Raw genomic sequence first — 26072 nt, forward strand, 5'->3', positions numbered from 1 at the left:
AAATATTTGTCGGACCTTGCCTCTAAGCTTCCCTGCCATGAAACGACGCCTGCGCCTGACAGAAGGTGGCTCTGACAAGTTCTGGTACATCGACGTAGCCGAGGACCAGGTGACGGTCCGCTACGGTCGCAGCGGAACCGCGGGCACGACGAGGACGAAGCAGTACGAATCCGCAGACAAAGCCCTCACTGAGGCCAAGAAGCAGGTGGCCGCGAAGATCAAGAAGGGCTACACCGACGACGCCACGGCCTCCACCGAGGAGCCGGAAACCACGGAGGCCACCCGGCCCAGGGAGAAGAATGAAACCGTAGCCGCGGAGCGGATGGTCGGCGAACCGGCCGGCGCTCCCCTCGAGGTCTCGGATCTGCACGCAGACGACCTGGGGCTGGTGCTCACTCCCTTCGAACGCGCCTACGACATCAACGCCGAGGTGAGCATCGAGGTCGACGATTCACCGTTCGATCCCGAGGCCGAGCTGGAACGGGCCAAACGCATCGTCGTGTTCGAACCCTACAGCGACGGCTACGCCCGGATGCAGCGAGTGCGGTTCACCGAACCCCCTTTCAACACAATGCCCAGCCCAGAACGGATCACGTGGTGGGTGAAGTATCTGAAAGAGCTCCAGAAAATCAGGGAAGAGAAATACTACGCGAATCAGAAGATTCACTACAGGAACAGTAGAGAAACCACGCTCTACTGGCCCACCTGGTTGAAGGTGGTTCTGAACACCAACTGGCGCGCTCCGCTCACCACATGCGCAGCCGAGCTCGGCAAACTCGTCGAGGGGGCCCTGATTCTTCGTCCTCTCCTGACCATGTTCTCCGATGCCGACATCACCGCAGCCCGAGCAGGGTTGCCGTCACCTCTACCCGCGCCGTTCAGCGCCCGGCAGTACTACAGCTACGCCATAACCGACCATTCGCTCTTCACAGCTGCCGGGTTGGACTCTCTCGATCAGGATGAGGCTCGAAGCCTACTGGAAGCCGTGCCGAAAAATCAGCTGCAACACAACGACTTCCGCAACTTCGCCCTGGCCGGGGTGGTGCTCCCCACGCCCACTGAGCGGGTCACTTTCGCCCGCCGCACGGGAGCACGAGTCGTCGAGTGGAGTGGCGTGGTGCCGTGGTTGGTGGCAACCGGGGCGGAAGGTTTTGGTCTGCTGCTGAGCTGGATTGATCAACAGGCCCAGGAAACCTCCCAAGCAATGCTGAATTCGGCTGCTGAAACGGGACACGGCCCGGGAATGGCCGGTTTGTTCTTGGACGCGCTGAAAACCAAGGCCGCCGATGTTGCGACGCATTGGCTGCGCTCTCACCTGCCCCAGGTCTTGGCCGCAGATCTCACTCGTCCCCAGGCCAATGCCTTGGCTCCCCTTCTGAGAGAGATCCCCACAGAACAGATCCGAGATGTTGCCAAGCGCACCACAGGCAGCACTCGAGCAGTCATCGAAGAGATCCTGGCCGAATCCACAATCCCGGAACTGCCCGCTGATACCGCCTGGTGGACGGAGGCCAGCAGCTCCCCGAAACTACCGGCGACGCAGAACCTTCCGTTCAGCACCGATGGTCTGCCACCAATCCTGATCGATGGCCAGCACCGGCTGGGTGCCGGACAGGTGAAGGAACTGTTGCGGGCGTTGAGCGCCGCTGAGCAGCATCCACTGACCATGGCGGTTCATGACCGAGCTGATCGTCTCAGCCGGGATCGCTTCGCCCTGGCACTTGTGCATCTCTGGTTGGCTGCTGGTGCTCCCGCGAAACTGTCGTGGTTGATGACCGGCGCAGGCTGGCTGGGAGACAGCGAATTCGTCAACACTCTCACCCCCTTGATCCGGGAATGGCCGGGAATCAGCCAGCACCAACGGGCCGTGAAGGGCCTCACCGCACTGCGCAACGTCGCATCGGACGAGGCGTTGCAGCAGATCTCCGGGATCGCTGCAAAGGTGAAATTCGCCGGCCTGAAGAAACGCGCCGGCCAGGCGATGGACGAGATCGCCGCCCAACGTGGCTTCACCCGCGACGAACTCGAAGACCGGGTGATCCCCGACGGAGGTCTCGGCGAACGCGGCACCCGCATCTTCGACTACGGACCCCGCCGATTCCTGGCCTATGTGACCCCGGAAGGCAAACTGGCCGCACGCCTCCTGGACGCCGAAGGCCACCCCACCGGCAAAGTACTCAGCACCCTCCCAGCACCCAACAAAAGCGATAATTCCGAGCAAGCAAAGGCGGCAAAAGCCGAATACAACCTCGTCAAGAAGGCGGTCACCACCCTGGCGAAAGTCCAACTGGCACGATTCGAACGCGCCATGATCCAGGACCGCCGCTGGGCCCCGGAAGACCACGCCCGCTTCATCACTCCCCACCCCGTCCTGAGAAGACTCCTGGCCGGAATCATCTGGGGCCTCCACGACACGGAAAACACCCTGAAAGCCACCGCCCGCATCGACGAAGACGGCCGCCTCGTCGACCCCGATGATGAACCCGTGGATACCGATGGCTGTTCCATCGGGATCGTTCATCCCCTGGAACTGGACGACACCACCAAGGCTGCCTGGGGCGAGGTGCTGGCGGATTACGAACTTGCCCAGCCGTTCAAACAACTCGACCGACCCATCTTCCGCCTCCCGGAAGACCAGGGCAACGACACGAAACTTCACGACCTACCCAAAGGCACATTCCCCGCCGCCAAACTCATCGGAGCCTTCACCAAGTACGGCTGGGAACGAGGCGAAGCCCTCGACGCAGGCAGCTACTGCATCCACGCCCTCACAATCCCACCAGCCAACCTCACAGCGGTGATCCGCTACACAGGCATGTGGATGGGGCCCATGACGGAGCAAGAAGACCAAGAAATCGAAGCAGCCTATGTCCTCAAAGGCTGCCACGACCCGAAAAACCTAGGCTGGGGAGACGCAATGGATACGAAAGGACTCGAACGTATCCCCTGGAACCAGGTCCCACCCGCAATCGCCTCCGAAATACTCGCGACCCTCGAGACGATAAGAGGCTGAGATGGCCACTTCCTCGAATCCCGACCCGTCGGATCTCGGTCTCCGATTAACTCCCTTCGAAAGGTGCTACAACCTGGATGCGGACGCGCACATCGGTCTCGACAGCGTTCCTTTCGATCCCGTGGCCGAGGCGGAGCGGGCAGAACGGATCGCTTATCAGACCCCTATCCAGTGGTACGGCAGGCGTTTCATGTGGTGGCGATTCCGCGAGCCCTTGTTCACGGCCATCCCCGGACCGGAACGTCGGGCCTGGTGGCTGGATTATTTCCAGTCCCAGCGGGACCCTGGGGCTCAGGGCACCGATTTGGGTCTCCCGGGTTGGGTTTCAACGGTTCTGGCCACCGACTGGGAGGGGTCACTTGCTCAAATCGCCACTGCTCTCGGACAGCGCGGAGTGGACGGTTTGTTGCTACGAGGTGTACTCCATCGATACACGGACACCGAAATAGCCCACGTCAAGGCCATGATGCCCGGCCCCATCTCTGAGCCATCCGTTGAGGCAGCCCACGTGAAATACGAGTTCACGGAGGGCGCCTTCGTATCCATCGCTCTGGGGCTGCTCCCACCCGATGAAGTCGTCGACCTCATGAGGACTTCCCGCACCCGGGAACAAGTGTCCCTCAACCACCACAGAGCGCTGTTGGGCCTGGCGATGCCTGACCCCCAGGATCGCCTGCTATTCGTCCGCACCGGCTTCCACGCCATGGATTGGAGATGCCTCTCCCCCTGGGTGGCAGGACTGGAAAGCCGTGGTCTTGATCCTCTGCTGAACTACATCAAACATTCAGGATCCGAGGAGGCCAAGGCTCTGCTATCCGAGACCGGGGTCTTGGTGCACGGCCCCGGAGCCGCACCTTTCTTCTTCGCTGCCCTGGACAGCCCCGGTGTCACAGCGGCTGCCGAATGGATTCGCGCTCATCCTTCAGCAATCCAGAAGGCCACCCTCTCGCCCCGGGATACACGTCGAGCCGCCATCTTCCTCCGCGAACAGGAGGCTCCGCGAATCCCAACAGACGACGTGAAAGGTTCCTCGAGGAAACTGCCCATCAATCTCGCAAGCCTGCCGCCCCTGAAGATGGCTGGAAATACCTTGCCCCTCAAAGAAGTGGCAGGCCTGGTTGAAGCGATGAAGAAAGACGAAGAGCCTCAACTCGCGGCAGCCCTGAAGGCACACATGACGTCGGAAGATCTCGACGAGTTCGCCCTGGCAATCCTGGACGGCTGGTTGTTCTCTGGTTCGGCGGCTAAATTCGACTGGCTCATGACCGGAGCAGCCTGGTTGGGCGGCAGGGGATTTGCCGCCGAGATAAAAATTTTGATCACGCGATGGGCGAATGTGCGTCACAAGGTCGCCTCTCGTGGGGTAATCGCGCTGGAGCGGGTCGGCACCGGGGATGCCCTGTTTCAGCTCGCTGTCCTGGCCGAGAGATCGCCCGCAGCTTCTCTTCCACGGCATGCCCATAACGCATTGCTGAGAATTGCGCAGAACAGAAACTTGTCCCGCAATGATCTGGAAGATCAGGCATATTTCGACATCGACCTAGACATACGCGGGGAACGCGAATTCAGCTACGGCACCCGCAGGTTCCGGGCTCGGCTCGTACCGGACGGTCGTCTGGCGATCCAGGTAATACATAGTGACGGTAAACCAGCAAGACGAACCACGTGGAGCCCACCCCCCGCACTCGCAGCGGATCCCCCCAGCTCGGTCACCGCGACCAAAGCAGAATTCAAGCAGTTCAGGAAACAGATCCGCGACATAGCTGCATTGCATCGGCGTCGTTTTGAGCTGGCAATGATCATGGAACGCCGCTGGAACCCTGACTTCTTCCGGCAGTTCATTGCTTCCCAACCCATGCTGCGGATCATTTTGTCCGGGTTGGTATGGGGCATCTACGACGGCGAGCGTCTCCTCACTCCTGTCCGCCTCGACGAGGATGGTTCCTTCGTCGACGCCGGCGACCACGTCGTCGACGCGGCTGGCCACCAAGTCGGCGTCGCGCACCGGCTGGACCTCGACGCGGAGACCACAGCCACGTGGGCACACGTGCTGAGCGACTACGACCTCACCCCACCGTTCCCACAGCTCGACCGACCGGTCAAGGATCCAATGGAACTCCCGAACAGTCCCATCAATACAGAACGCCTGATGAAGACCCTGAAGAAACGAGGATGGGAATTGGGAATGCCACGTGAAGGAGAATATCATCTTCACTTCTGGCCCATTCTTACGTATGACATGACGGTGATACTCCAGCATTCACCGATTTCATACATTTTCCCAGAACAGGACGTTACCCTCAAAAAGGTGGTAGCTGTGGCGGGAACCCTGAGCTATAAGGATTTCCTTGACGATGGGAACCTACCCACGCACGACCTCGCTCCCCGGCACCAGATTTCACCCCGACTCCTCAACGAGGTATTGCTCACCATCGATGGTTGGGGGATGACATGACCAATCCCACACATGATCCATTTCAGTTTCACACTATGCCACGTCATGGCTTCAATGCTCGCCAGCTCCTCCTGCCCGTGAACCATCTTTGACTCATGGGCAGGAGCACCCACCACAATCACCAGTGAGATGTTCACCAGTGTCGAGGAGATAACGACCATATGACCGAGATGCAACGCCCACCGGCCGAGCTTCGTCACGCTGACGAGCTGAAGCTCCTGAAACAGCGCGACAGGAAACAGAAACGCCCCGTCGCTCCCGGCTGGCAGCTCTCGGCGCAGTCGGTAGTGGAGTTCGTGCTGGGCGACGGGAAGGAGATCACGGGCAAATATGTGGGACGCCGTTCCCTGATCGAACGCTGCGTGGTGTCGCTGGCCACGAACCGGGGATTGATGCTGATCGGCGAACCCGGCACTGCTAAATCCCTGCTGAGCGAGCTCCTGGCAGCAGCGATCTCCGGGGACACCACCTTGACCATCCAGGGTTCGGCGGCCACCACCGAGGACGCCATCAAATATTCCTGGAACTACGCAATGTTGCTGGCCGAGGGACCAACCCTGAACTCCCTCGTGCCCGCCCCCGTTCACCGGGGCATGTCGGAAGGCAAGGTGGTGCGTTTCGAAGAGATCACCCGCTGCGCACCCGAGGTGCAGGATTCGATGCTGTCGGTGCTCTCGGACCGCACCTTGTCCATTCCCGAACTGGACGCGGCCCACCGGACCCTGTATGCGAAACAGGGATTCAACGTGATCGGCACCGCCAACACCCGTGACCGTGGGGTCAATGAGATGTCAGCCGCGTTGAAACGCCGGTTCAACTTCGAGACCATCGGCCCCATCGAGAATCTCGAGGTGGAGATGGCGCTGGTGGAACGCGAGACCGATGCGATGCTGCGGGCAGCCGAGATCCCGGCCCGTCTGGGGCGTGACGCCGCCGAGGTGCTGGTCAAGGTGTTCCGCGAGCTGCGTTCCGGAAAGGCGTCGGGGCAGGGTGTGGAACGTCTGAGCAGCGCCATGTCCACGGCGGAGGCGGTCTCCACCGGCATGGCAGCCGCCGTCCACGCGGCCTGGTTCGGCAATGACACCCCGGGCGGCAAAGAGCTGGCGGAAGCCATCACCGCCTCGGCTTTGAAAGACGAACCGGAAGACATCTCCAAGCTGCGTGCCTACCGCGAACGGCACGTCAAGAAACGCTCCGGCATCTGGCAGGAGCTGTACACACACCTGCCCTGACCAAGGACCCAGCGGGATTCACGAACGCACAGTCGGACAGGCTCCACAACCTGTGGCCACGCGCTTCCTGGCCACCAGATGTGGGGTCGAGCCGGGTTGTTCCTTCAGCGCGGCCCGGCTCAACCAGATTCACACCTTATGACCCGCTACCTTCCCGGTCCGCCCCACGTATCAACCGACTTCTCGAAACGACGCCCCTTACACCGCTATGGGTGCTTTGATCGCCGGGTGGGGGTCGTAGTCCTCGACGGCGATGTCGGGCAGCTCGAACCGATCGATCTCCCGCACCCCGGGATTCAGCACGAGCCGCGGGAGAGCGCGCGGTTGCCGGGTCAGCTGCTCGGCCACCTGATCGAAGTGGTTGTGGTAAATGTGCGCGTCCCCGAGGGTGTGAATGAACTCCCCCACTTCAAGCCCCGTCACCTGCGCAACAAGGTGGGTTAGCAGCGCGTAGGAGGCGATGTTGAACGGCACCCCCAGGAACACATCCGCGGAGCGCTGGTAGAGCTGGCAGCTCAACCTGCCATCGGCCACGTAGAACTGGAACAAAGCATGGCAGGGCGGCAGGGCCATGGCATCCACATCGGCGACGTTCCAGGCAGAGACGATGTGCCGCCTGGACTCCGGGTTGCTGCGCAGGGATTCGATCACGCCGGCGAGCTGATCCACGTGCCGTCCGTCCGGGGTGGGCCAGGAACGCCACTGGTAGCCGTAGATGGGCCCGAGGTCGCCGTTTTCGTCGGCCCATTCATCCCAGATGGTGATGCGGTTCTCATGCAGCCAGGCGATGTTGGTGTCGCCTCGCAGGAACCACAGTAGCTCGCCAAAAACGGAGCGGGTGTGCACCCTTTTGGTGGTCAGCAGCGGAAATCCTGCGGTCAGGTCGAATCTCATCTGGTGGCCGAAGACGCTGCGAGTGCCGGTTCCGGTGCGGTCGCCGCGGTCGGTTCCGTCGGCCATGATATGGCGCAGCAGATCCAGGTAAATCTCCATCACTGCTCCTTCAACCAGGCCACGAAAGCACGTACTGCCTTGCCACGGTGGCTGATGGCGTCCTTCTGGGCGGCCGTCAGCTCCGCGGATGTGCAGGCCCGACCGTCCGGCAGGAACAGCGGGTCGTAGCCGAAACCGCCGTCACCGCGTTCTTCCTCGGCGATCCGTCCCGGCATTTCCTCGCGCCAGAGTTGCCTGCCACCGCCAGGCAGCACCAGGGCCAGGGCACATACGAACCGTGCGCCGCGCCGCTCGGCAGGCACTCCCGCCAGTTGCGCCAAAAGCAGCGCATTGTTGGCGGCGTCATTGCATTCCGGACCGGCCCAGCGGGCGGAACGAACCCCAGGCATGAAGTTGAGTTCATCCACCTCGAGACCTGAATCGTCTGCCAGAGCGGGCAGGCCGGTGTAACGGGCCGCAGCTTCGGCTTTGATGAAGGCGTTTCCCTCGAAGGTCCTCTCGGTTTCAGCGGGTTCAGGATAGGCGTCAAAGTCACCTAGGCCCAACACCTCGACTGCTAGTCCCGCGTCTCGGATGACGCGACGCAACTCGACCAGTTTTTTGGGGTTGTTGGTGGCCAGCACCACCTTCTCGACGCCGCCTGTCACGCCAAGGCCTCGCGTTGCAGCCGGGTCAGTTCCGCGCACCCGGCGGCACCGAGGTCGAGCAGCTGGTTCAGGTCGGTGCGGTTGAAGGGCGTCCTCTCCGCTGTTCCCTGCACTTCGATGAAATCCCCCGACCCGGTCATGACGATGTTCATGTCCGTCCCAGCCTGTGAATCCTCCTCGTAGGCCAGGTCGAGTAGGGGCACTCCCTCAACGAATCCGACGGACACCGCAGCAACGGAATCCTTCAACGGTTCACCCTTGAGCACGTCCAGTTCCCGCAGGTGGGCAACGGCGTCCGCAAGAGCAACGTAGGCGCCGGTGATGGCCGCGGTGCGGGTGCCACCGTCAGCCTGCAGCACGTCGCAGTCCAGGACAATAGTGTTCTCCCCCAGTGCCGAATAGTCGACGACGGCCCGCAGTGAACGCCCGACCAGGCGGGAGATCTCGTGGGTGCGACCGCCGATCCGGCCCCGCACCGACTCGCGGTCGCTGCGAGAATGAGTGGCCCTGGGCAGCATCGAGTACTCGGCGGTCACCCAGCCGAGGCCGGTATCCCGTCGCCAGCGGGGAACCCCCACTGTGACGGATGCGGCAACCAGCACACGGGTCTTCCCGAACTCCACGAGCACGGATCCCTCGGCATGGTCGAGCCACCCGCGGGTGATGCGGACTTCACGGAGTTGGTCGGCTCGGCGGCCATCGATGCGCAGAATCATGGGGCCAACCTACCGGAGTTCAGCGAAGCTCCACCTGCTCGACGTCATGGACGAAACGCCCGAGCAGTCTCTCTCCGATGCCCTGGAAGGAGTCAGCGTCACCGGTCGTCAGGAACTGGCGGCTGGCGCGCCGCGGGACGTCGTGCAGCAGGCCTTTACGGGTGAGTCGTGCGTACGTCTCCTGGGCACAGGCGTCCGAGGATGAAACCAACACCACATCGTCGCCGAGCACATAGTTGATGACACCGGTGAGCAGCGGATAGTGGGTACAGCCGAGGATCAGAGTGTCAATTCCCGCGACCTGGAGGGGAGCCAGGTATTCGCGGGCTACCCCGAGCAGTTCCTCGCCCCCGGTGATACCGGCCTCCACGAATTCCACGAACCGTGGGCAGGCCTGGGTGGTGAGTTGGACATCCCCTGCCACTGCGAATGCATCGTCGTAGGAACGGGACATGGCCGTGGCCTCGGTACACACCACCCCGACCCGACCGCTGTTGGACGCAACCAAGGCGCGCCGGGCGGCGGGCAGGATCACCTCGAGGATCGGCACATCGTAGCGCTCCCGAGCATCCCTCAACACCGCAGAACTGGCGGAGTTACAAGCGATCACCAGCGCCTTGACCCCTCGCTCGGTCAGGTGGTCGAGACCCTGGAGGGCGAACTCCCGGACCTGCGCAATTGACCGGGGGCCGTAGGGGGCCCGGGCAGTGTCACCGAGATAGACGAAATCCTCGTTGGGGAGCTGGTCCACGAGGGAGCGCATCACGGTGAGCCCTCCGAAACCGGAATCGAAGACCCCGATCGGGGCCTCACGTCCTGTCACCGTCCTTCCCCCCGCCATTTGGCGTGGAGCGCGTCCTCGATCAACAGCGCGAGCCAGTCGAGAATCGCGGCGGTTTCGGGGGCGTTTTCCACGTCCTCCCTCGTCGGCTCCACCAACCGTTCCGCGGAACCGGTCAGTTCCACATGCCACTGGGCCCTGAGCGCCGCCAGAACCGAAACCCAGGAGTCGATGTCCCGGCCAGGAACCACCACCCGGGACCGGTCGTCGTCCTCCAGAGCTGCCAGCACCTTCCGGGCGGCCTCCAACCGGTTCTGCGCCTGGCCCGCAACAGCGTGGCGCCGGAACTCCTCTGCCTCGCCGACATCGTGAAGGGCAGCAGGGAAGAACCGCTCCAGCCCCGGTGTCTCCGCGATGGTTTCGACACAGATCGTCTCGGCCCCGAGCTCCGCGTCGAGTCTCGCCAAGGGATCGTCGGACTCGACCCGGGGAAGCAACGGCTCCAAGGCGTGTGTGTAGCGCTCCACCAGGAAGCGCAGCACCCGACCACGCCCGTCACCTGCGTGGAAAACCCACGTGATGTCGTTCACTGCCGCTCCATGGTCGCCCAGAGGGTGTAGTTCTGCATCGCCAGGACGTCGCGTTCCATGGCTTCGCGATTGCCTGTCGACACCACCGCGCGGCCCTCTGTATGAACCTTCAGCATCAGCGCCTCCGACTTCGATTTCGGATACCCGAAGTACTCGCAGAAGACGTGGGTGACGTAGTCCATCAGGTTCACGGGATCATCCCAGACGATGGTCACCCACACCTCCGCCGGGGTTTCCAGCGGGGATTCCAGCACCGCCACCTGGCCGTCGCTCTGCTCCTCGACGGCACGGGGATGCGGTGGAACAGATCGAGGACACATAGCTGCCATCGTAGCGACACACTGCACAGTCCTCCCACGTCACTCACACCGCCCGCCGACCGGCGCCATCAGACCACTACGCTTGGCCCATGACGACAGCGCTGCTGACCGACCACTACGAGTTGACAATGATTCAGGCCGCCCTGGACGCAGGTACCGCAAACAGACGCTCCCTGTTCGATCTGTTCACCCGCCGCCTGCCTGAGGGGCGCCGCTATGGGGTGCTCGCGGGCTTGGGACGGGCCCTGGAGGCCATCGACAGTTTCCGTTTCGATCCCGCCACTCTGCAGTTCCTACTGGATCAGAACATCATCCGAGACAACCTGGCGGAGTGGCTAGCCAACTACCGCTTCAGCGGCGACATCTGGGGTTACCCAGAAGGCGAAACCTATTTCCCAGGATCGCCGGTGCTGTCCGTGGAGGGCAGCTTCGCGGAGGCCTGCATCCTGGAGACAGTGCTGCTCAGCATCTACAATTTCGATTCCGCCATAGCAGCGGCAGCATCCCGCATGACCGCCATGGCCGAAGGCCGGCCCTGCGCGGAGATGGGATCACGCCGAACCCATGAATGGGCCGCAGTCGGGGCCGCCCGTGCTGCCTACATCGCCGGCTTCTCCGCCACTTCGAACCTGGAAGCCGGACGCACCTACGGGATCCCCACCATGGGCACTGCCGCGCATTCATTCACCCTCCTCCATGATTCCGAGGAGGATGCCTTCCAGGCACAGCTCAACACGCTGGGGGTGGAAACGACACTGTTGGTGGACACCTACGACGTTGAAGCCGCCATCCGCAAGGGAGTGGAACTCACCGAGGGTCGGCTGGGAGCCATCCGGCTTGATTCCGGTGACCTGCCGATGATGGCCCGCCAGACCCGTGACCTCCTCGACGACCTGGGTGCCACAAACACCCGGATCACCGTTACCTCCGACCTCGACGAATGGCAGATCGCTGCTCTACGTGGCGCCCCCGTCGACGGATTCGGTGTGGGAACATCCCTGGTCACCGGTTCCGGACACCCCACCTGCGGATTCGTCTACAAGCTTGTGGCCCGTTCTGATTCTGCAGATCGCGAGGCACCGATGACACCGGTCGGAAAGAAGTCCAAGGGTAAAAACACCCTGGGCGGTCGTAAGTTCGCGATGCGCAGGCTGGGCGAGAACGGTCGCGCGGAGGCCGAGATCATCGGGCTGGGTGCGGCACCTGTTGGTGATGACAACGACCGTAACCTCCTGGTGGACCTCGTCAAGGACGGCCAACAGGTTTTCCAGGGAAGTTTGGAGGACGCACGAACCCGGCATCGCGAATCGCTGGCGGAACTTCCCCTGGCAGCGCTACGCATCAGCAGGGGCGACCCCGCCATCGAAACGATCATCCTCGACGGCACTGGCGCCCAGACCACCAACCCCTATCAGGCGGCTCCCCGACCAGCGAATCTGTGATCCCGGATTCCTTCTCGGCTGCCGGGGCCGCTCTCTTTCCTGGCCGCCTCGTCTACCTACCGTTCATCACTTCCCCGAGCCGGCGAGGCAGATCGGCGGTGAAGAGGTCCTCCAGCATCAGATGCCTGCCCTCGGAATCAGCGAGTGGCACTCGCCAGTTGGGGTATTCATCCATCGTCCCCGGCTGGTTCTGGGCTCGCTTCTCCCCGGCGGCATCCGCCAGGGAGGCCACCAGAACCTTGGAGTTAGTCAGCCGAAGATAGCGGTGCATGGCCAGCATCACTTCGACGCGATCACCTGCCAGGACCTCGTCCAGGACCCCGAAGGAGATCAACCGCTCCACCCACATACTGCGCTCCTGCTCAGCAGCGGCGAGTTCCTGCTCGACCGGTTCCAGCAGCAACCCGAGCTGCTCCCGAAGCCTGACGTGCTCGCTCTCGAGGTATCCGAGGGTCGGGGGTAGATCGTGGGTGGTGACCGAGGCCATGCAGTACTCGCGCCATTTCTCCGGGGGCAGCACCTGCCCCTCGGCTCCGTACTCCCACCACAGGATCGCGGTACCCAGCAGGCCGCGCCGCGACAGATATTCACGTACCCATGGTTCGACGGTGCCGAGGTCTTCCCCCACCACCAACGCCTGGGCCCGATGCGCCTCCAAGGCCAGGATCCCGATCAACGCCTCATGGTTGTATCGGACGTAGGTACCCGCACTGGGCTCGAGCCCCTCAGGCACCCACCACAGTCGGAACAAACCGATGATGTGGTCGATCCTGAGCCCACCCACACGGTTCAGGGCGGCCCGCACCATGGCACGGAACGGCTCGTACTCCAGCTCCTCCAGTTTCAGCGGGTTCCACGGAGGCTGTCCCCAATCCTGACCGCCCTGGTTGTATTGATCCGGTGGAGCGCCGACGGTGATCCCGGGTGCATAGACATCTCCCATCAGCCAGGTTTCCGCGCTGGCCTTGCCGACCCCGACGGCCAGATCGGCCAGCACGCCCACCCCCATACCGGCTTCTTCCGCGGCGGTCTGCGCCGCTGACAACTGCTGCTGCGCAGTCCACTGGAGCCACTCGAAGAACTCCACCCGCTCGGCCTGAGCAGCGGCGAACTTCTCCGTCGCTGCGGAACGCGGATCACGGAGTTCCTCAGGCCACAACCGCCAATCATTGCCGTGTATCTCGCTGAGGACGCTCCAGACTGCGAAGTCGCGCAGCGCGCTGCCTCCGCGGCGCCGAAAACCGTCGAGTGATACCTGGCGAGCTGGACGTCGACCGGCCTGGAACAGCTCCCACAGCGCTTCCCGTTTGCCCTCCCACACCGCGTCGCGATCAATGATCTCTCTGCGTTTGCGCACCGACTTGCGTAGTTTGCGTATCCGTCGCCGCGTCGGCTGAGCGAGGTTGGCGTATTCGGGCACGGTCTCAGGTCTGATGTACAACGGATTCAGAAAACGTCGGCTCGATGGCAGATATGGCGATGAATCAATCGGAGCCACCGCTTGGGACGCGTGCAGCGGGTTGACCAGCACGAAACCGGCCTGCTGTTCGTTTCCTGCCCACGTAGCAAGATCGGCCAGGTCGGTGAAGTCCCCGATTCCCCAGGACCGTTTTGAGGTGACGCTGTACAACTGGAGGGCGTATCCCCACGTACGGTTTCCGCGCATACCTGGCGGGAAACCCACGAAATCGGGGGTAATGATCACAGCTGCAGAGTGCACTCCCTCGCTGGTTGTCGCCTCGACACGGTGATAGCCGAGCGGCAGATCCGTCAGTTCAAAACTGGCCTCGCCACGAAGATGCCCCTTCACCTCACGATCAGGAGTCCAGTTGTCCACCTGTGTTGCCGGCCTTCTCTCCCCGCTCTCCAGAACAACGTCGAGCGACACCGGCGACCCTGCGGGAACGTGTACGTCGATCCGTACCGTTTCTCCCTGCTCAGCGACGGTACAGGGCGGTAGGACCCGTTGCCAGTGCTGCTCGTCGAGCCGGGTCAATGCGTCCCTGCGTTCCTCCGGGGTATCGGCACCCACTCCCATGGCCCGGAGTACCGCAATCACGGTGGCCTCCGATATGAGGGTGTGGTTTCCTTTCCAGTCCCAGAACTCCCGGGCTATTCCCAAGCGTTCTGCGAGTTCATCCAACTCGGCAGTCAGGTGCGACAAGGTTCCATTCCTCCTGGCTGGGCAAGGATCAGTTCTTGACGACGATGGTGCCGGCCATCATGTCATGAAGCGTTTGTTTTTTCTCGGTGAACAGCGGCATCAGGTAATTGATGAGCGTCGGCAGGAAAAACAGGATGCCACCGAAGTAACCAATGAGTTCGTCCGCCAGGGTTCGCGCCAAGGCACGCGCGAACCCGGGGGTCCGCACGGAAGAATCATCGATCCGGGTCACGTGGATGCGCAGCGCCATCTTCCCCACTGTGGCACCGAAACCGGCGATGAGGAGAACCCGGTACAGAACACCCAGCACCATGACAGCAATCCCCGCGGTCGTCAGGGAGTTGAGGAGTTCCATGGGAATCTCACCTGGGTAGCTCTTTCCAGCCTGCGCTGCCTTAACCAGCTCGTACATCCAGGACTCGAAGCGTTCGTAGAGGCCTGGGGCCAGCAGCTCGATGAGCAGGTAGGAGGGGATGACCAGGATCAGCCCATCGAGGATGCGGGCAGCAACCCGCGCCCCCCAGCTCGCGTATCTGACCCCTCCCCAAGGCTGCGTGATCGTGCTGTAGATTCCCACGCCCCCGTAGTCGATGGGTTTCGCCGAACGAGTATCGGGCCGGGTAACGTCGGACCAGCTGGCACCGTCCCAGTAACGCTCATCACCGGAACCTGCTGGGTCGGGATACCACCCAGCGGATGGTTGCGGGGCGGAGTAGTGCATGGCCACAAGGATGCCATCCTGAACCGGAGGAAACCACCGAGTCCGACGGTCGTGTCCTTCATCCCACATCATCATAAACTGGCCCAATTCGCAGCGAGGCGACAATGGCAAGCACCGATGCCACCAACAGCGTGAGAAAGATCCATCCGAAAGCAGGCGCGCCCTCCGCGAGCAGCACCGCGTAGCAGGCCCCAGTGAGCGCAGTCATCACCGAGGTCCCGATTGACTCGGCCACCAGCAGGGCGCCGGTGTTGCGTCCCTGATCCCGCGGGCCGGACAGCGCCATGGTCGCCACCGCGGTGCTGGAGACGGTCAACCCCATCCCACACCCGGCAAGAGTCCAGGCCGCCACCCCAATCCACAACGGCACCCCCAGCCACGTCAGGAAAACCACGATCCCCGCCATCCCGAGGGCAACGAGACATGTCCCAGTGGTGATGATGCGGTCGCGGCGCAGCCGCATCCGGGCTTGAAGCCAGGAGCCGAAACTCCATCCAAGGCTTCCTATGGTCAGGGCCAGCCCCGCCTGCAAGGTGTCGAGCCCTTTCAGGTTTTGCAGGCCGAGCAGGAGAAACGCCTCTCCCGCGTAGAAGGCCCCGGTCTGGATTGCGCGACTGGCGATAATGGAGCCGAGCCCGTTTCTCAGGTCTTTGGCCCGTGGAGGCAGCACTTTCGGCAGTCCCACTGCCAAGGCAACGAGTCCTGCGGCCGCCGCCAGCAGGCTCCAGTGTCCGATGCCTTGACCGGCCAGCTGCAGCAGAGCCGGCGCTCCGGCCACCGCCACCACTGCCCACACAACAGCCCTGGGCGCTTCGGGATCTGGCTCACTGCGCTTTTGGACGGCCTTCAGATGCGGCCAGGTCAGGACAGCGGCGACCAGCAGCAAGGGCACCGTCACGGCGAAATTGAGACGCCAGTTCACCGCCACCAGAGCAGCCGAGATCGGTGGTCCCAGGAACGCAGGAAGCACCCAGCAGAAACTGAGCATCGCAAGTACTGCCGGGCGTCGTCCCGCGGGAAACGCAAGTGCTATGACCACGTAGAGGGTCAGGTTGATGGCTCCAGCTCCCAGGCCCTGCACGAGTCGGGCCGCCAGCAGCATCCAGACATCCGTGGCGAGAGAACCTGCGGTGAGTCCCAGGAACATCGCACCAAACCCCAGCCCCATGGAGACCAACGGCCCGTGCCGGTCACAGTGCCGCCCAGCCACCAGGATCGAGATCAGCATTCCCGTCACGGCCATGGAAAAGGCCCACGGGTAGAGAGCGACAGCCTCGAGGGAACGCATCGCTTCGGGCAGGGCCGCTGCGACCCCAATCATCTGGAAAGCGATGGCGAACACCGCCAACAGCAGCCCCACCAGCAGCCCCGTGGTGCCTTCGCTACGGGATCTGGTATTCACGATGTTCTCCAGCGTCTAGGATTGATTTCATGAGTGAGTTTGCCCCCGGTTCCCAGACGGTTCTGGACGAACGCGCCGAACTGCGGGACTCCGATGACCACGAACGATTCAGCCACTACGTGCCGGCCAAGAAACTGGAAAAGGCCAGGTTGACCGGCACCCCCGTTGTGGCTCTGTGCGGAAAGGTCTGGGTCCCCTCCAGGAACCCGGACAAGTACCCGGTGTGCCCGGAGTGCAAAGAAATCTGGCAGTCCATGAAACCGGGCGATCCCGAGAAGTGACCGCGTCCGCGGGTGTGGCCCGGATCACCGGGCCACACCCAGTAGATCAGTAACGGTAGTGCTCAGACTTGAACGGGCCTTCCACCGGAACCCCCAGGTAGTCGGCCTGCGCCTGGGTCAAGGTGCTCAACTCCACTCCCAACGACGGCAGGTGGAGACGCGCGACCTCCTCGTCCAGGTGTTTCGGAAGCAGATACACGCCGGGTGGGTAGGACTCGGGCCTGAGAAACAGTTCCATCTGAGCCAACACCTGGTTGGTGAACGAGTTACTCATCACGAAAGACGGGTGCCCCGTCGCGTTGCCAAGGTTCAGCAACCGCCCCTCACTCAACACGATCACAGCGTGCCCGTCCGGGTAGACCCATTTGGCCACCTGCGGTTTGATCTCGGTCTTCGTCACATCCTTCCGAGCTGCGAGCCCGGCCATGTCGATCTCGTTGTCGAAGTGCCCGATGTTGCCGACGATGGCCTGATGTTTCATCCTGGCCATGTGTTCCTCGAGGATGACGTCGCGGCACCCAGTTGCGGTGACGAAGATGTCGCCGATTCCCACCACCGATTCGAGCCTCGATACCTGGAATCCGTCCATCGCCGCCTGCAGGGCACAAATCGGGTCCACCTCGGTGACGATGACCCGCGCTCCCTGGCCGCGCAGCGACTCGGCACACCCCTTGCCCACATCACCGTAACCGCAGACCACGGCCACCTTGCCACCGATCAGGACGTCGGTAGCACGGTTGATGCCATCGACCAAGGAGTGACGGCAACCGTACCTGTTGTCGAACTTGGACTTGGTTACTGAGTCGTTGACATTGATGGCCCCGAACAACAGGGCACCGTTGCGATGCATCTCGTAGAGGCGGTGGACGCCAGTGGTGGTTTCCTCCGTGACCCCGAGGATGCCTGCGGCAAGGCTCTCGAAGTCCAGCTGGCCCAACGCATCCCGCAGGGCAGCCTTGACGACGAGGGTCTCCTCCGGATCTGCCGGGTCGTCGGCGGGCACGGCCCCAGCGCGCTGGGCCGCGACACCTTCGTGAACGAACAGGGTGGCGTCACCGCCATCGTCGAGGATCAGGTTGGGGTTCGTCTCGCCAGGCCAGTCGAGGATCTGGCGGGTGCACCACCAGTACTCCTGGAGCGTTTCACCCTTCCACGCGAAAACAGGCACGCCCCTGGGGTCCTCAGGAGTGCCGTCCGGGCCGACGACGACGGCGGCCGCTGCGTGGTCCTGAGTGGAGAAGATGTTGCAGGAGGCCCACCTCACCTCTGCGCCGAGCGCCACGAGGGTTTCGATCAGCACCGCAGTCTGGACAGTCATGTGGATCGACCCCGCAATGCGAGCACCTGCCAGAGGTTTCGACGCCGCGTATCGTTCACGCATGGCCATCAGGCCAGGCATCTCATGTTCGGCGAGGGTGATTTCCTCACGACCGAAATCAGCCAGGGACAGGTCTGCTACACGGAAGTCAAATGTCACGTCCCGGAGTCTACGCCCGAGCCTGCTGCCATGCTCGACGAGTCGGGGGTTAGGTGCTGTGTCCCGGCTCTTCGAATGACTTTTCCCGGTCTTCCTGTTTTCTGCTATCTGCTCTTAGCCCCGCCCAGGCCGATACCCAGGTAGGTGGCGGCGTAACGTCCCTGGAGCAGCAGAGTGACGTAGCGCTCCACGTCTGAGGCTCCCAGCTCCGCCATGCCGGAACTGATGTGACACACCCGCACCCCGACGCTGTCAGCCAGGCGCGTCAACCTTCGGGCAGTCTCTGTCATCGGCTCCGACACCTGGTCCGCGTCGAGCAGCAGCAATGCAGGACCGATCTCGGCGTCCTGTTCAAAGGGGTCGGTGAACACGTCTCGTCGGGGCGTGCCGAGCAGCACCGCTTCCAGTTCTTCCGCATCAGCGGCCAGAGCGACCCGACCGCTAGCCCGCCGCAACGTCTCAGCGATCCGCCGGGAGGCGCGCCCCGCCAGCGTCGTACCTCCCCACACCAGGGGAAACGAGTCGGCCAGCCCCACAGCCAAATCCTTGCCCGGGTTATCCCCGAGGGGACGCGCTGGAGAGCAACGAACCGCGACGGCATCTGCAGCCGACGCGGCAAGCTCAACGTCCACCGCGGGTCCTAGCTCCAGCTGACCCAGCAACGCCAGCACCGCGATGGCCGCGGCCATGGGGTCGTCGGGCGGGGTGGGCAAGTGGGTGGTCAGCGAGCCCTTGCTCACCGTTGCCAGCGCCGACTCCTCCGGGGCGGCAACTATGACGGTGGCTCCTCTGCGAACGGTTTCAGCCAGGCAGCGAACCTCCCACCTCGGGGCGTCGTGGGAACCGAGCGCAACCACCAGGTCAAGCGGCCCGACCCACGCAGGCAGAGCCGGCCCGGGCCACGCCATGAAAGGCACGGGACAGGCGGGCTCCAGAACAGCTCGCACCAGCCTCGCTTCTGCCCCCAGCACAATCACTCCGCGAGGTCGATCCGCGCGGGCAAGTCGCCCAGCGGGCTCGCTCAAAGCGGCACGCCTGATTCGGGCGCCGGCTGATGCGAGCCACCACAGCGACTCATCGTCAGTAAGATCATCGGCTTCCAGGCGGGAGTCATCGAACCACGTACGAGACATCCGAGAACCTCACTGGGTGTTTCGCGCCTGGTCGATCAACAGGACCGGGATGCGATCCTCCACAGGGTAGGCCAGCCCACAGGACGCGGATGTACACACCAGTTCGGAACGCTCGTAGTCAACGGCGAACTTGGCATGACACGCCGGACAAGCCGCGATGGCCAGGAACTCCGTGGACAGTTCCGTGGTGGCCTCAGTCATCGTTTTCTCCTTCTTCCCCGCGGACGAGCGTCAGCACTTCATCCCGCAACCGGACCATGGTTTCTGCGTCCCGGGCCTCGACGTTGAGTCGAAGCAACGGTTCCGTGTTGGAGGGGCGCAGGTTGATCCACCATCCGGCCTGTTCATCGCGGATGGTCAACCCATCCCAATACTCAACGTCGCCTCGTCCCTCGAACACCTCAGCGACGCGTTCCATCACGACTCGGTGATCGGTGACGGTGGAATTGATTTCACCGGAACGCCGGTAGCCGTCAAATCGGGCGGCGAGCGCTGACAGGGGTTCGGTCGAGGTACGAAGTTGTTCCAGGATGTGGAGGGCAGCGAGAACACCAGTGTCGGCTCCCCAGAAGTCACGGAAGTAATAGTGAGCGGAGTGCTCGCCACCGAAAATGGCGTTTTCGCTGGCCATGAGCGCCTTGACGAAGGTGTGTCCCACACGCGAGACCTCCACGCGTCCGAGCCCGGCCACCGCGTCGGCCACCGCCTGTGACGTGATCGCATTGACGACGACCACTCCCCCGGTTTCCTTGGAAAGTTCAGCAACCGCGATCATTGCAGTGATCACCGATGGATCAACCACCTCACCGCGTTCGTCGATCAGGAAACATCGATCGGCATCACCGTCGAAGACCAGACCGAGATCGGCGGAATGCTCACGCACCGCGGAGCACGCATCCACCAGGTTCTCCGGTTCCAGAGGGTTCGCAGGGTGATTCGGGAAGGTGCCATCCGGCTCCATGTACAAACCGATCAGTTCCACATTGCGATCGGCCAGGACCGCGGGAACGATAAGTCCGCCCATCCCGTTCCCAGCGTCCACAACCACTTTGATCCGTCGTTTCCCGGCGACCGGCACCAGCCGGTCGAGATGCGCCACGAACTCTGCGGTCAGGTCGCGTTCCTCGTAGTCACCCACGACTTTGTCTCCGATACTCACAGTCTTTGCGCGTTCCCGAAGGTCAGCGGTGAAATCGGAGTACACAGGAGAGGCACCGGCCAGGCAAAATTTCATGCCGTTGTACCGCGCCGGGTTGTGACTTGCGGTGAACTGCACTCCGGGCAACCCAAGATGCCCAGACCCGAACCACAGCAGATCCGTGGATGTGAGCCCGAGGTGGATGATCGATGCCCCCGCCCTGCGTGCTCCGTCCGCAAAAGCCATGGCCAGTTCCTCTCCGAGTTGTCGCATGTCGCGACCCGTCACGAAGGTTTCACCGGAGAGGCCAAGCAAGTCAACGAAAGCAGCACCCAATCGACGGGCTCCGTCAAGATCCAGCTCCGGATTCGCCCCCGTCACAACACCACGGATGTCATTGGCCTTGAAGATCTGCTCCTTAAGCACACCCCGAGCTTACCGTTCGGTGCCCCTCGCGTGGCTCATTCCACGGTGGGAAGCAGACGTAGATGCCCGCCTTTTCGCCGGCCGGTGGGGTGCGGTTTCGGTTTCGGGGCCGGAGTGCGTTCCACGGGAGTGGTCGGAACATCCTCTTCTTCGCGTAACCCGATCTCCCGAACAGCGTTAGCGAGAGCCACGAGCTCATCGTCAACTTCTGGTTCGCTGCGTCTGTGGTCCAGGGGGAGCCGAATCACTTCCCACCCCATCGGCACGGATGTGCGGGAGGCGTGCTCGGCACAGAGATCGAAAGCCCCGGGCACCACGACATCAGAAAGCGGCCCGAGCACTGCCATCGAGTCCGCGTACACATAGGTGAGCGTGGCCACGGCGGGTAGACCACAGGCAGTCCGGGAACAACGACGCACCATCGAAGTTTATCGCTTTCCGCAGCTAGAGTTGCCGCATGCCACGCAACCGCGACCGTCACGACCGGGGAATGCACGGACCTGTTGCCCTACCGGATTCTCACAATCACAAAACCGTGCCGCTGCACCCCTTGAGCCGAGTCGAATACTTCAACCAGTGTGTCAAGCAGGCGCTTGCCACCATCGCCGAGGCCGACCCACACGCCCTCGACGGCACGGTCGTGGGGGTCGAAGACGTTCCCCTGCTTAAAACCGCTTGGTCCGGTGACCGAGTCCCGATGTCGGCCGCACTAGAACCGTCGAAGGGTCGTCCCGCCCAGATCGTGATCTACGAACGACCACTTGAGCACCGCGCCAGCAACCGTGCGGCGCTACGCGCTTTGGTCCACCGCACGATCGTGGAGCAGTTGAGCGCTCTGACAGGACGTCCTGTCAGCGACCTACTGGGGCACGAACCGACTGACTGGGACGACTGAGGATCACATACCTCTTCAGTCAGTGCAGCCCGGGGTCAAGTTCGGCCGCCAGCGGCGGAGTTTCTCCCCCGGTCATCGATTCCAGGGGGGCCGCCCAGGACCCTGTGTCTCCGGAGGAGACGACGGCTCCGAACAACGGCTGATCGGAGTTGACCACGATCCGTTGCCCCTGTTCCGTAGCGGTGGGGACCTTGTGGACGACGGTCTGTCCGGCTCCCACCGTTACTGTTGTTCTCTCCTCAGCTCCGTCAGCACCAGTAGCCGTGACCGTGGCCTGCATGTCGAGCTCTCCCGGATTCGTCAATTGCAATGTCCCGCCGGCTGGGGTGAAGGCACCCAGTGATGTTCCCGCCGCGACTGGAGCCACCTGCGCGGAATCCCCCAGGGTGAAAGCCATGCCGGCCATCACAGGTGCGTCGGAGTTCACTTGTATGGCCGATGCCTCACCCAGCAGTGCATTCTCGAGGGACACCGAGACACTTGCATGCGGTGGGACGCTGATGTTCTCGCCGCCTTGGGGGTGGTAGGCGGGAGTGGTTCCGTAGGCCGTCAGGTTGGCGGTGATCCGCGTCTCGCCAGGATTGGCGAGCACGACCACGGAGCTGGTTGCCCTGGCCGGTATCCCGGGAAGCAGATGGGAGGTTCCCAGTTGGGAAGGCCCGGCTGCGGTTCCGCTGCTCTGGGTCTGGGTGATCGCCATTACCGCGGCCCGCCCCCGGCTGGCCTGGAATGACACCCCGACCGGAGTCGCCTTCTTGGTCAGAACTGACAAGGCGATGACACGCTCCTCGTAGGCTGCGAGCGTAATCCCCCTTGCCCCCAATGACTGGATCTCGCCTTCCGCGCCGTAGAGAGTGAGGTCGATCGCCGCCTCGGATGCGTCCGGGTTGACAATCTTGAGCTGTGTGTCCGCCGTCGCGGGAAGCGCGATCACACCTCGGGAAGCAGGCTTCACGCACTGGGTCAGGGTCCGCACTCCGTCAGTTCCAGCGATTGTGCTACCCATGGGATCATCGGTTCCCTCGGCAACCACGGAGGTCTCCTGCCCCGTGAGCACGGCACGGTTCGTCTGCGTGGTCGCCCCACCCAAAGGGGTGACCGTGGTGGTGCTGTCCACCATCACGGTCGCACCTGCAGCAGCAGGTACGCACACTACCTTTGTGGAGCGAATCGCCTCGACTGTGGTGACACGCGGTAGTTCAGCCGGGGTCAGGGCGGTTATCCCGATGACGACACCGGTCAGAATCGCGAATCCCACCAGCGTCTCGATCACGCGTCGCATCTTCAGTCCTCCAGTCCGCGCCGGGCTCCCGAGGAGCCCCCGATCGTGGGAGCAGCCAGGCCGATGATCAGCACGACGACACCGACCTGCAGGCCAACCATCCACCATGTCGGCGTCATGCCCCAGGTCACCTTTCCCTCGAGCCCAGTAGGAACGACGAAGGTCACCTTCTCACTCCCGGGAAGCGGGGTGAGTTCCTGCCCATCGATGCGAACTCGCCAGCGATCGTCGGGAGGTTCGGCGAGCACCAGGCGACGTTCGGTGGCAGCAGCAGTGACAGTCCCGTCCAGGATGGCCCTGCTGCCATTCTCATCGATGATGTGCACGCGAGAGGGGAGTTCCACCACCGTCCAGATGACGGTTCCCCCGTCCACCGAAGAACGTGTCAGACCTGCGGCGTTTCCAACGGCTGCCAGCTGTTCGGGGCTGAATCCCTTCATCCATACGTGGCTGACGCCGAGGTCCTGCAAACGATCGGTCAGGTTCTCCGGTGCATCACCGCCTCCGAGCAACTGCACGAGAGCCGCGAATTCATCATGGAAAGCGCCTGCCAGGTTGCGTTCGGCTGTACCCCAGCCGGGTTGGGAAGAATCGACCACGTTCCATCTCAGGCCCCCGTCAGGTTTGGTCTCAATCATCAGGACCCGGGTCTGACGCTCCGAAACCACCACGCCGCGGGCGAATCCAAGCTCGGAAGGATGGTTGGAGACGGGGCCTGCAAAACCGATCACGGCCCAAACCCCAGCGGCCAGCAGCGAGACCGTGGTGAGACAGGCGAGCAGGACACGCAGATCCACCCGTGCCTTCTCGTCCCGGAGCCTCATGGCGACGACCGGAGCGAGCAGACCCGCCACCGTCAGCAGGGCCCACCCCGAGAGCAGGGCTCGGGCCTCCCCACCGTTGACCGGCAATGCAATCCGGGAGAGCACTACCCCTGCGATGAGCGGCAGCCCAATCCCAGCTATTGAGAGCAAACGGATTCGTGTACTCCGGACTGTGCAGATGGCGTAGCCTGCCGCCACTCCCAGGACCGCAAAGAAAGCGATGTTCGCCCACAGCGGCAACCCGGATGGCAGGATCCGTCCGAAAAGAGTGGCCAACGAGGCCGGTGTCCACGCGGGCCAGGCCAATGGGTCGGGTCCCGTGAGAAGACGGCTCGGATGGGTGACCAGTGATGGAATCCACGGAGCCAGGAAAATTGTCGGAAGAACGAGTGTAATCAGCACCGGCAACCAGACGAAACGATCCCGGATCACCCAGATGATCCCGCCGAGAATCCCCAAGATCAGCAGCACCGGCCAGGCGGTGGAGCCGACCAGCAACCAGGCCGCTGTGCTGGCGGGTGCCCGGAGCCGTTCGGCTCCGAGGCTGTCGTCGACGGCCATCCGCTGGATGGAGGAGGCCAGCTGCGGCAGGACGATTGCGAGCAGCATGCCCGCCGCATCGCCTGCCGTCACCAGGCCAAGCAGGATCACGGCTCCCGCCCATGTGCCTGCTGCAATCGCCGACGTGGTACGAGGCACCTCGAAGCGACGCAAGAAAGCGTGTGCGGACAGGCCTGCCAGGAGAGGCGCCAACCCCAGAGCCAGAAAAACCAGCAACTGCGGACTACCGAACGAGAGAGTGGACAGTAGGGCCCCGATCATGAGCCACGGCGCATCGGAGCCCGCGATGCCGGCGGTCGGGCTCAGTGCGGCGTCCCATGCCTTCCCGATGTTCTCGGGCGCTGGGAGCAAGCCGCCGCCGAAGACATCCCCAAGCCCGAGCAGATTTCGCAGGGCCACTCCCCCAGCCACCAGCAGCAACAATGTCAGGATCGTCAGGGGAGCCAGGAACCTGCGTTGGGAAGGCCCCCCTGCGAAATCATCCCCCGTCATTTCGTCGATACTGAAGCCGGATTCCTGGTTCGTGAAGTCCCGGTAGCGGTCGGCCAGGTCCGTGCCCAGTCGATCGAGCGCATTGCGTACGGACCAGTAACGTCTGGGAAGCAACCGGGAAACGTCTTCATTGCCTATCGACCGGGCTGCCAAGCTTTTCACCTGGGGACGGGTTGATGCGAATCTGCGAGCGGCTCGTAGCTCGGCCCCCGCGAGCCTGGGAGACTTTGCCAGGAGGAAACCGAGGGCGCGAAACCAGCTCCCGAGAACCAGCCGAGCGATCGAAGCCGGTTTCACGCCGCGGGCAGCCGCCACGCGAAGAGCGGCGAGACGGTCGATCTCGTGTGCTTCCCGCGCAAGAGCGCCACGTCGCTCTCCTGTCCTGCCAGATTGACGATGAGTCAGGGCGGCTTCTGGCCATGTCACGACCTTGTACCCAGCTTCATTGGCACGCCACCCGAAGTCCACCCCGTCGCGGTGCAGTGGCAGTTCCGGCGCCAAGCCACCGAGTTGGCGCCACACGTCGCCGCGGATCAGCATGCCAGCTGTGGAGCCTCCAAGGACGGGTTCAGAGACCTCTTGTCCCTGGTCGATATCCCCGTTGTCGACGATGGCCACGCGCCGGCCTGTCCGAGTGATCGACTGCCCGATCTCGGCGAGCGTCTCTGGATAGTTGCGGCGACGTGGCTGGAGCAGCTTCGGGTACAGAACTGCAGCCCCCGTTCTGGCCGCTCCGTGCAACAGCTGCCCCAACGCGTTGGGGCGAGGAGCCGAATCGTCGTGTAGCAACCAGATCCACGGCGCGTCAGGAGGTATCGCAGCGGCAACCGCTGCACCGAAGCCAAGGTTTTTGTCGCCATCAATGACACCGCTGATGATCCCCGATGCACGAGCCTTCTCCAGCAGGTGCAGGGAGGAGTCGGTTGACCCATTGTCGACCGCCACCAACATCGCCGGGCGGGGATTCAACGCAGCAAGAGTTCGTAGCTGACGCGGCAGCCATTCCTCCGCGTTGTGAACCACCATCACCGCGGCCACCATGCGGGAATCTATCGCTTCAACCGGCTCGGGATCCGACTCTTCGTCGATCCAGGCCCAGAGGTTGTCTGCCATTGCCTGACTCGTC

22 protein-coding genes are annotated in these 26072 nt (G+C 63.0%); 6 read left to right on the top strand and 16 right to left on the bottom strand.

The window, feature by feature from the left end; translation table 11 throughout:
- The first annotated feature begins 37 nt into the window (after positions 1 to 37).
- From V7R84_RS05080 to V7R84_RS05090, 3 genes are all read left to right on the top strand, one after another.
- The gene (locus tag V7R84_RS05080; protein WP_338572719.1) at positions 38 to 3013 is read left to right on the top strand and encodes a WGR and DUF4132 domain-containing protein; all 2976 of its coding nucleotides are present in this window, start codon (positions 38 to 40) and stop codon (positions 3011 to 3013) included.
- A gap of 1 nt (position 3014) precedes the next feature.
- Entirely contained in the window at positions 3015 to 5468 is a 2454-nt protein-coding gene (locus V7R84_RS05085; protein WP_338572720.1) for a DUF4132 domain-containing protein, read from the top strand.
- Positions 5469 to 5629: 161 nt separating this feature from the next.
- Positions 5630 to 6700: an AAA family ATPase gene (locus V7R84_RS05090; protein ID WP_338572722.1), complete on the top strand. Its 1071-nt coding sequence runs from the start codon at positions 5630 to 5632 to the stop codon at positions 6698 to 6700.
- Positions 6701 to 6898: 198 nt separating this feature from the next.
- Here the strand turns inward: V7R84_RS05090 and V7R84_RS05095 are convergent, their stop codons facing one another.
- The 6 genes from V7R84_RS05095 to clpS are packed head-to-tail and all read right to left on the bottom strand — an operon-like array spanning position 6899 to position 10708.
- Positions 6899 to 7693, bottom strand: coding sequence for a thymidylate synthase (locus tag V7R84_RS05095; protein WP_338572723.1), 795 nt, complete (start codon positions 7691 to 7693; stop codon positions 6899 to 6901).
- Positions 7693 to 8301, bottom strand: coding sequence for an RdgB/HAM1 family non-canonical purine NTP pyrophosphatase (rdgB, locus tag V7R84_RS05100; RefSeq protein WP_338572726.1), 609 nt, complete (start codon positions 8299 to 8301; stop codon positions 7693 to 7695). The genes V7R84_RS05095 and rdgB overlap by 1 nt, the downstream gene beginning before the upstream one ends.
- Positions 8298 to 9017, bottom strand: coding sequence for a ribonuclease PH (rph, locus tag V7R84_RS05105; RefSeq protein ID WP_338572729.1), 720 nt, complete (start codon positions 9015 to 9017; stop codon positions 8298 to 8300). The genes rdgB and rph overlap by 4 nt, the downstream gene beginning before the upstream one ends.
- A gap of 19 nt (positions 9018 to 9036) precedes the next feature.
- Complete coding sequence (gene murI, locus V7R84_RS05110; RefSeq protein ID WP_338572730.1) at positions 9037 to 9840, bottom strand: glutamate racemase; 804 nt, start codon at positions 9838 to 9840, stop codon at positions 9037 to 9039.
- A complete protein-coding gene (locus tag V7R84_RS05115) occupies positions 9837 to 10388 on the bottom strand; it encodes a DUF2017 family protein (protein WP_338572731.1) in 552 nt (183 codons plus the stop codon). Before V7R84_RS05115 ends, murI begins: the two co-directional genes overlap by 4 nt.
- Positions 10385 to 10708 carry an ATP-dependent Clp protease adapter ClpS gene (gene clpS / locus V7R84_RS05120; RefSeq protein WP_338572734.1) on the bottom strand — a complete coding sequence of 108 codons (324 nt, stop codon included), beginning with the start codon at positions 10706 to 10708 and terminating at the stop codon, positions 10385 to 10387. The genes V7R84_RS05115 and clpS overlap by 4 nt, the downstream gene beginning before the upstream one ends.
- Positions 10709 to 10797: 89 nt before the next feature.
- Between clpS and V7R84_RS05125 the strand changes: the two genes are divergently transcribed.
- Positions 10798 to 12150: a nicotinate phosphoribosyltransferase gene (locus V7R84_RS05125; RefSeq protein WP_338572735.1), complete on the top strand. Its 1353-nt coding sequence runs from the start codon at positions 10798 to 10800 to the stop codon at positions 12148 to 12150.
- A 52-nt stretch (positions 12151 to 12202) separates the two neighbouring features.
- On the opposite strand, the gene malQ is transcribed toward V7R84_RS05125, so the two are convergent.
- From malQ to V7R84_RS05140, 3 genes are read right to left on the bottom strand one after another with little or no spacing between them, the layout of a single operon-like run.
- A complete protein-coding gene (gene malQ, locus V7R84_RS05130; RefSeq protein ID WP_338572737.1) occupies positions 12203 to 14314 on the bottom strand; it encodes a 4-alpha-glucanotransferase in 2112 nt (703 codons plus the stop codon).
- 28 nt (positions 14315 to 14342) lie between these two features.
- Entirely contained in the window at positions 14343 to 15035 is a 693-nt protein-coding gene (locus V7R84_RS05135; RefSeq protein WP_338572739.1) for an RDD family protein, read from the bottom strand.
- A 58-nt stretch (positions 15036 to 15093) separates the two neighbouring features.
- Positions 15094 to 16437 (bottom strand): MFS transporter, encoded by a 1344-nt coding sequence (locus V7R84_RS05140; RefSeq protein ID WP_338572741.1) that lies wholly within the window; start codon positions 16435 to 16437, stop codon positions 15094 to 15096.
- Positions 16438 to 16466: 29 nt separating this feature from the next.
- On the opposite strand from V7R84_RS05140, the gene V7R84_RS05145 reads away from it, so the two are divergent.
- The gene (locus tag V7R84_RS05145) at positions 16467 to 16718 is read left to right on the top strand and encodes a DUF3039 domain-containing protein (protein ID WP_338572743.1); all 252 of its coding nucleotides are present in this window, start codon (positions 16467 to 16469) and stop codon (positions 16716 to 16718) included.
- A 46-nt stretch (positions 16719 to 16764) separates the two neighbouring features.
- Here the strand turns inward: V7R84_RS05145 and ahcY are convergent, their stop codons facing one another.
- The 5 genes from ahcY to V7R84_RS05170 all read right to left on the bottom strand — a co-directional run bounded on the left by ahcY (position 16765) and on the right by V7R84_RS05170 (position 21314).
- The gene (gene ahcY, locus V7R84_RS05150; RefSeq protein ID WP_338572746.1) at positions 16765 to 18195 is read right to left on the bottom strand and encodes an adenosylhomocysteinase; all 1431 of its coding nucleotides are present in this window, start codon (positions 18193 to 18195) and stop codon (positions 16765 to 16767) included.
- Between the two features lie 104 nt (positions 18196 to 18299).
- On the bottom strand, positions 18300 to 19328 hold the full coding sequence (locus V7R84_RS05155) for an SIS domain-containing protein (RefSeq protein ID WP_338572748.1): 1029 nt from the start codon (positions 19326 to 19328) through the stop codon (positions 18300 to 18302).
- A 9-nt stretch (positions 19329 to 19337) separates the two neighbouring features.
- Positions 19338 to 19529, bottom strand: coding sequence for a Trm112 family protein (locus tag V7R84_RS05160; RefSeq protein ID WP_338572749.1), 192 nt, complete (start codon positions 19527 to 19529; stop codon positions 19338 to 19340).
- Positions 19522 to 20892 carry a phosphomannomutase/phosphoglucomutase gene (gene manB, locus V7R84_RS05165; RefSeq protein WP_338572751.1) on the bottom strand — a complete coding sequence of 457 codons (1371 nt, stop codon included), beginning with the start codon at positions 20890 to 20892 and terminating at the stop codon, positions 19522 to 19524. Before manB ends, V7R84_RS05160 begins: the two co-directional genes overlap by 8 nt.
- Positions 20893 to 20927: 35 nt before the next feature.
- Positions 20928 to 21314: a DUF3499 domain-containing protein gene (locus V7R84_RS05170; RefSeq protein WP_338572753.1), complete on the bottom strand. Its 387-nt coding sequence runs from the start codon at positions 21312 to 21314 to the stop codon at positions 20928 to 20930.
- A gap of 35 nt (positions 21315 to 21349) precedes the next feature.
- Here V7R84_RS05170 and V7R84_RS05175 point away from each other — a divergent pair, with 35 nt between their 5' ends.
- Positions 21350 to 21787, top strand: coding sequence for a metallopeptidase family protein (locus V7R84_RS05175; RefSeq protein ID WP_338572755.1), 438 nt, complete (start codon positions 21350 to 21352; stop codon positions 21785 to 21787).
- Between the two features lie 19 nt (positions 21788 to 21806).
- Here the strand turns inward: V7R84_RS05175 and V7R84_RS05180 are convergent, their stop codons facing one another.
- Positions 21807 to 23069, bottom strand: a complete 1263-nt coding sequence (locus V7R84_RS05180) for a DUF5719 family protein (RefSeq protein ID WP_338572758.1) — start codon at positions 23067 to 23069, stop codon at positions 21807 to 21809.
- A 2-nt stretch (positions 23070 to 23071) separates the two neighbouring features.
- Entirely contained in the window at positions 23072 to 26059 is a 2988-nt protein-coding gene (locus tag V7R84_RS05185; protein ID WP_338572760.1) for a glycosyltransferase family 2 protein, read from the bottom strand.
- Between the last annotated feature and the right edge of the window lie 13 nt (positions 26060 to 26072).

Source organism: Arachnia propionica (genome assembly GCF_037055325.1).
Classification (GTDB): domain Bacteria; phylum Actinomycetota; class Actinomycetes; order Propionibacteriales; family Propionibacteriaceae; genus Arachnia.

Bases quoted from the DNA above. Each gene is read 5' to 3' on its own strand.
- V7R84_RS05080 (WP_338572719.1), top strand. From the start codon at position 38: ATGAAACGACGCCTGCGCCTGACAGAAGGTGGCTCTGACAAGTTCTGG.
- V7R84_RS05085 (WP_338572720.1), top strand. From the start codon at position 3,015: ATGGCCACTTCCTCGAATCCCGACCCGTCGGATCTCGGTCTCCGATTA.
- V7R84_RS05090 (WP_338572722.1), top strand. From the start codon at position 5,630: ATGACCGAGATGCAACGCCCACCGGCCGAGCTTCGTCACGCTGACGAG.
- V7R84_RS05095 (WP_338572723.1), bottom strand. From the start codon at position 7,693: ATGGAGATTTACCTGGATCTGCTGCGCCATATCATGGCCGACGGAACC.
- rph (WP_338572729.1), bottom strand. From the start codon at position 9,017: ATGATTCTGCGCATCGATGGCCGCCGAGCCGACCAACTCCGTGAAGTC.
- clpS (WP_338572734.1), bottom strand. From the start codon at position 10,708: ATGTGTCCTCGATCTGTTCCACCGCATCCCCGTGCCGTCGAGGAGCAG.
- V7R84_RS05125 (WP_338572735.1), top strand. From the start codon at position 10,798: ATGACGACAGCGCTGCTGACCGACCACTACGAGTTGACAATGATTCAG.
- V7R84_RS05135 (WP_338572739.1), bottom strand. From the start codon at position 15,035: ATGCACTACTCCGCCCCGCAACCATCCGCTGGGTGGTATCCCGACCCA.
- V7R84_RS05145 (WP_338572743.1), top strand. From the start codon at position 16,467: ATGAGTGAGTTTGCCCCCGGTTCCCAGACGGTTCTGGACGAACGCGCC.
- V7R84_RS05155 (WP_338572748.1), bottom strand. From the start codon at position 19,328: ATGTCTCGTACGTGGTTCGATGACTCCCGCCTGGAAGCCGATGATCTT.
- V7R84_RS05160 (WP_338572749.1), bottom strand. From the start codon at position 19,529: ATGACTGAGGCCACCACGGAACTGTCCACGGAGTTCCTGGCCATCGCG.
- V7R84_RS05170 (WP_338572753.1), bottom strand. From the start codon at position 21,314: ATGGTGCGTCGTTGTTCCCGGACTGCCTGTGGTCTACCCGCCGTGGCC.
- V7R84_RS05175 (WP_338572755.1), top strand. From the start codon at position 21,350: ATGCCACGCAACCGCGACCGTCACGACCGGGGAATGCACGGACCTGTT.
- V7R84_RS05180 (WP_338572758.1), bottom strand. From the start codon at position 23,069: ATGCGACGCGTGATCGAGACGCTGGTGGGATTCGCGATTCTGACCGGT.
- V7R84_RS05185 (WP_338572760.1), bottom strand. From the start codon at position 26,059: ATGGCAGACAACCTCTGGGCCTGGATCGACGAAGAGTCGGATCCCGAG.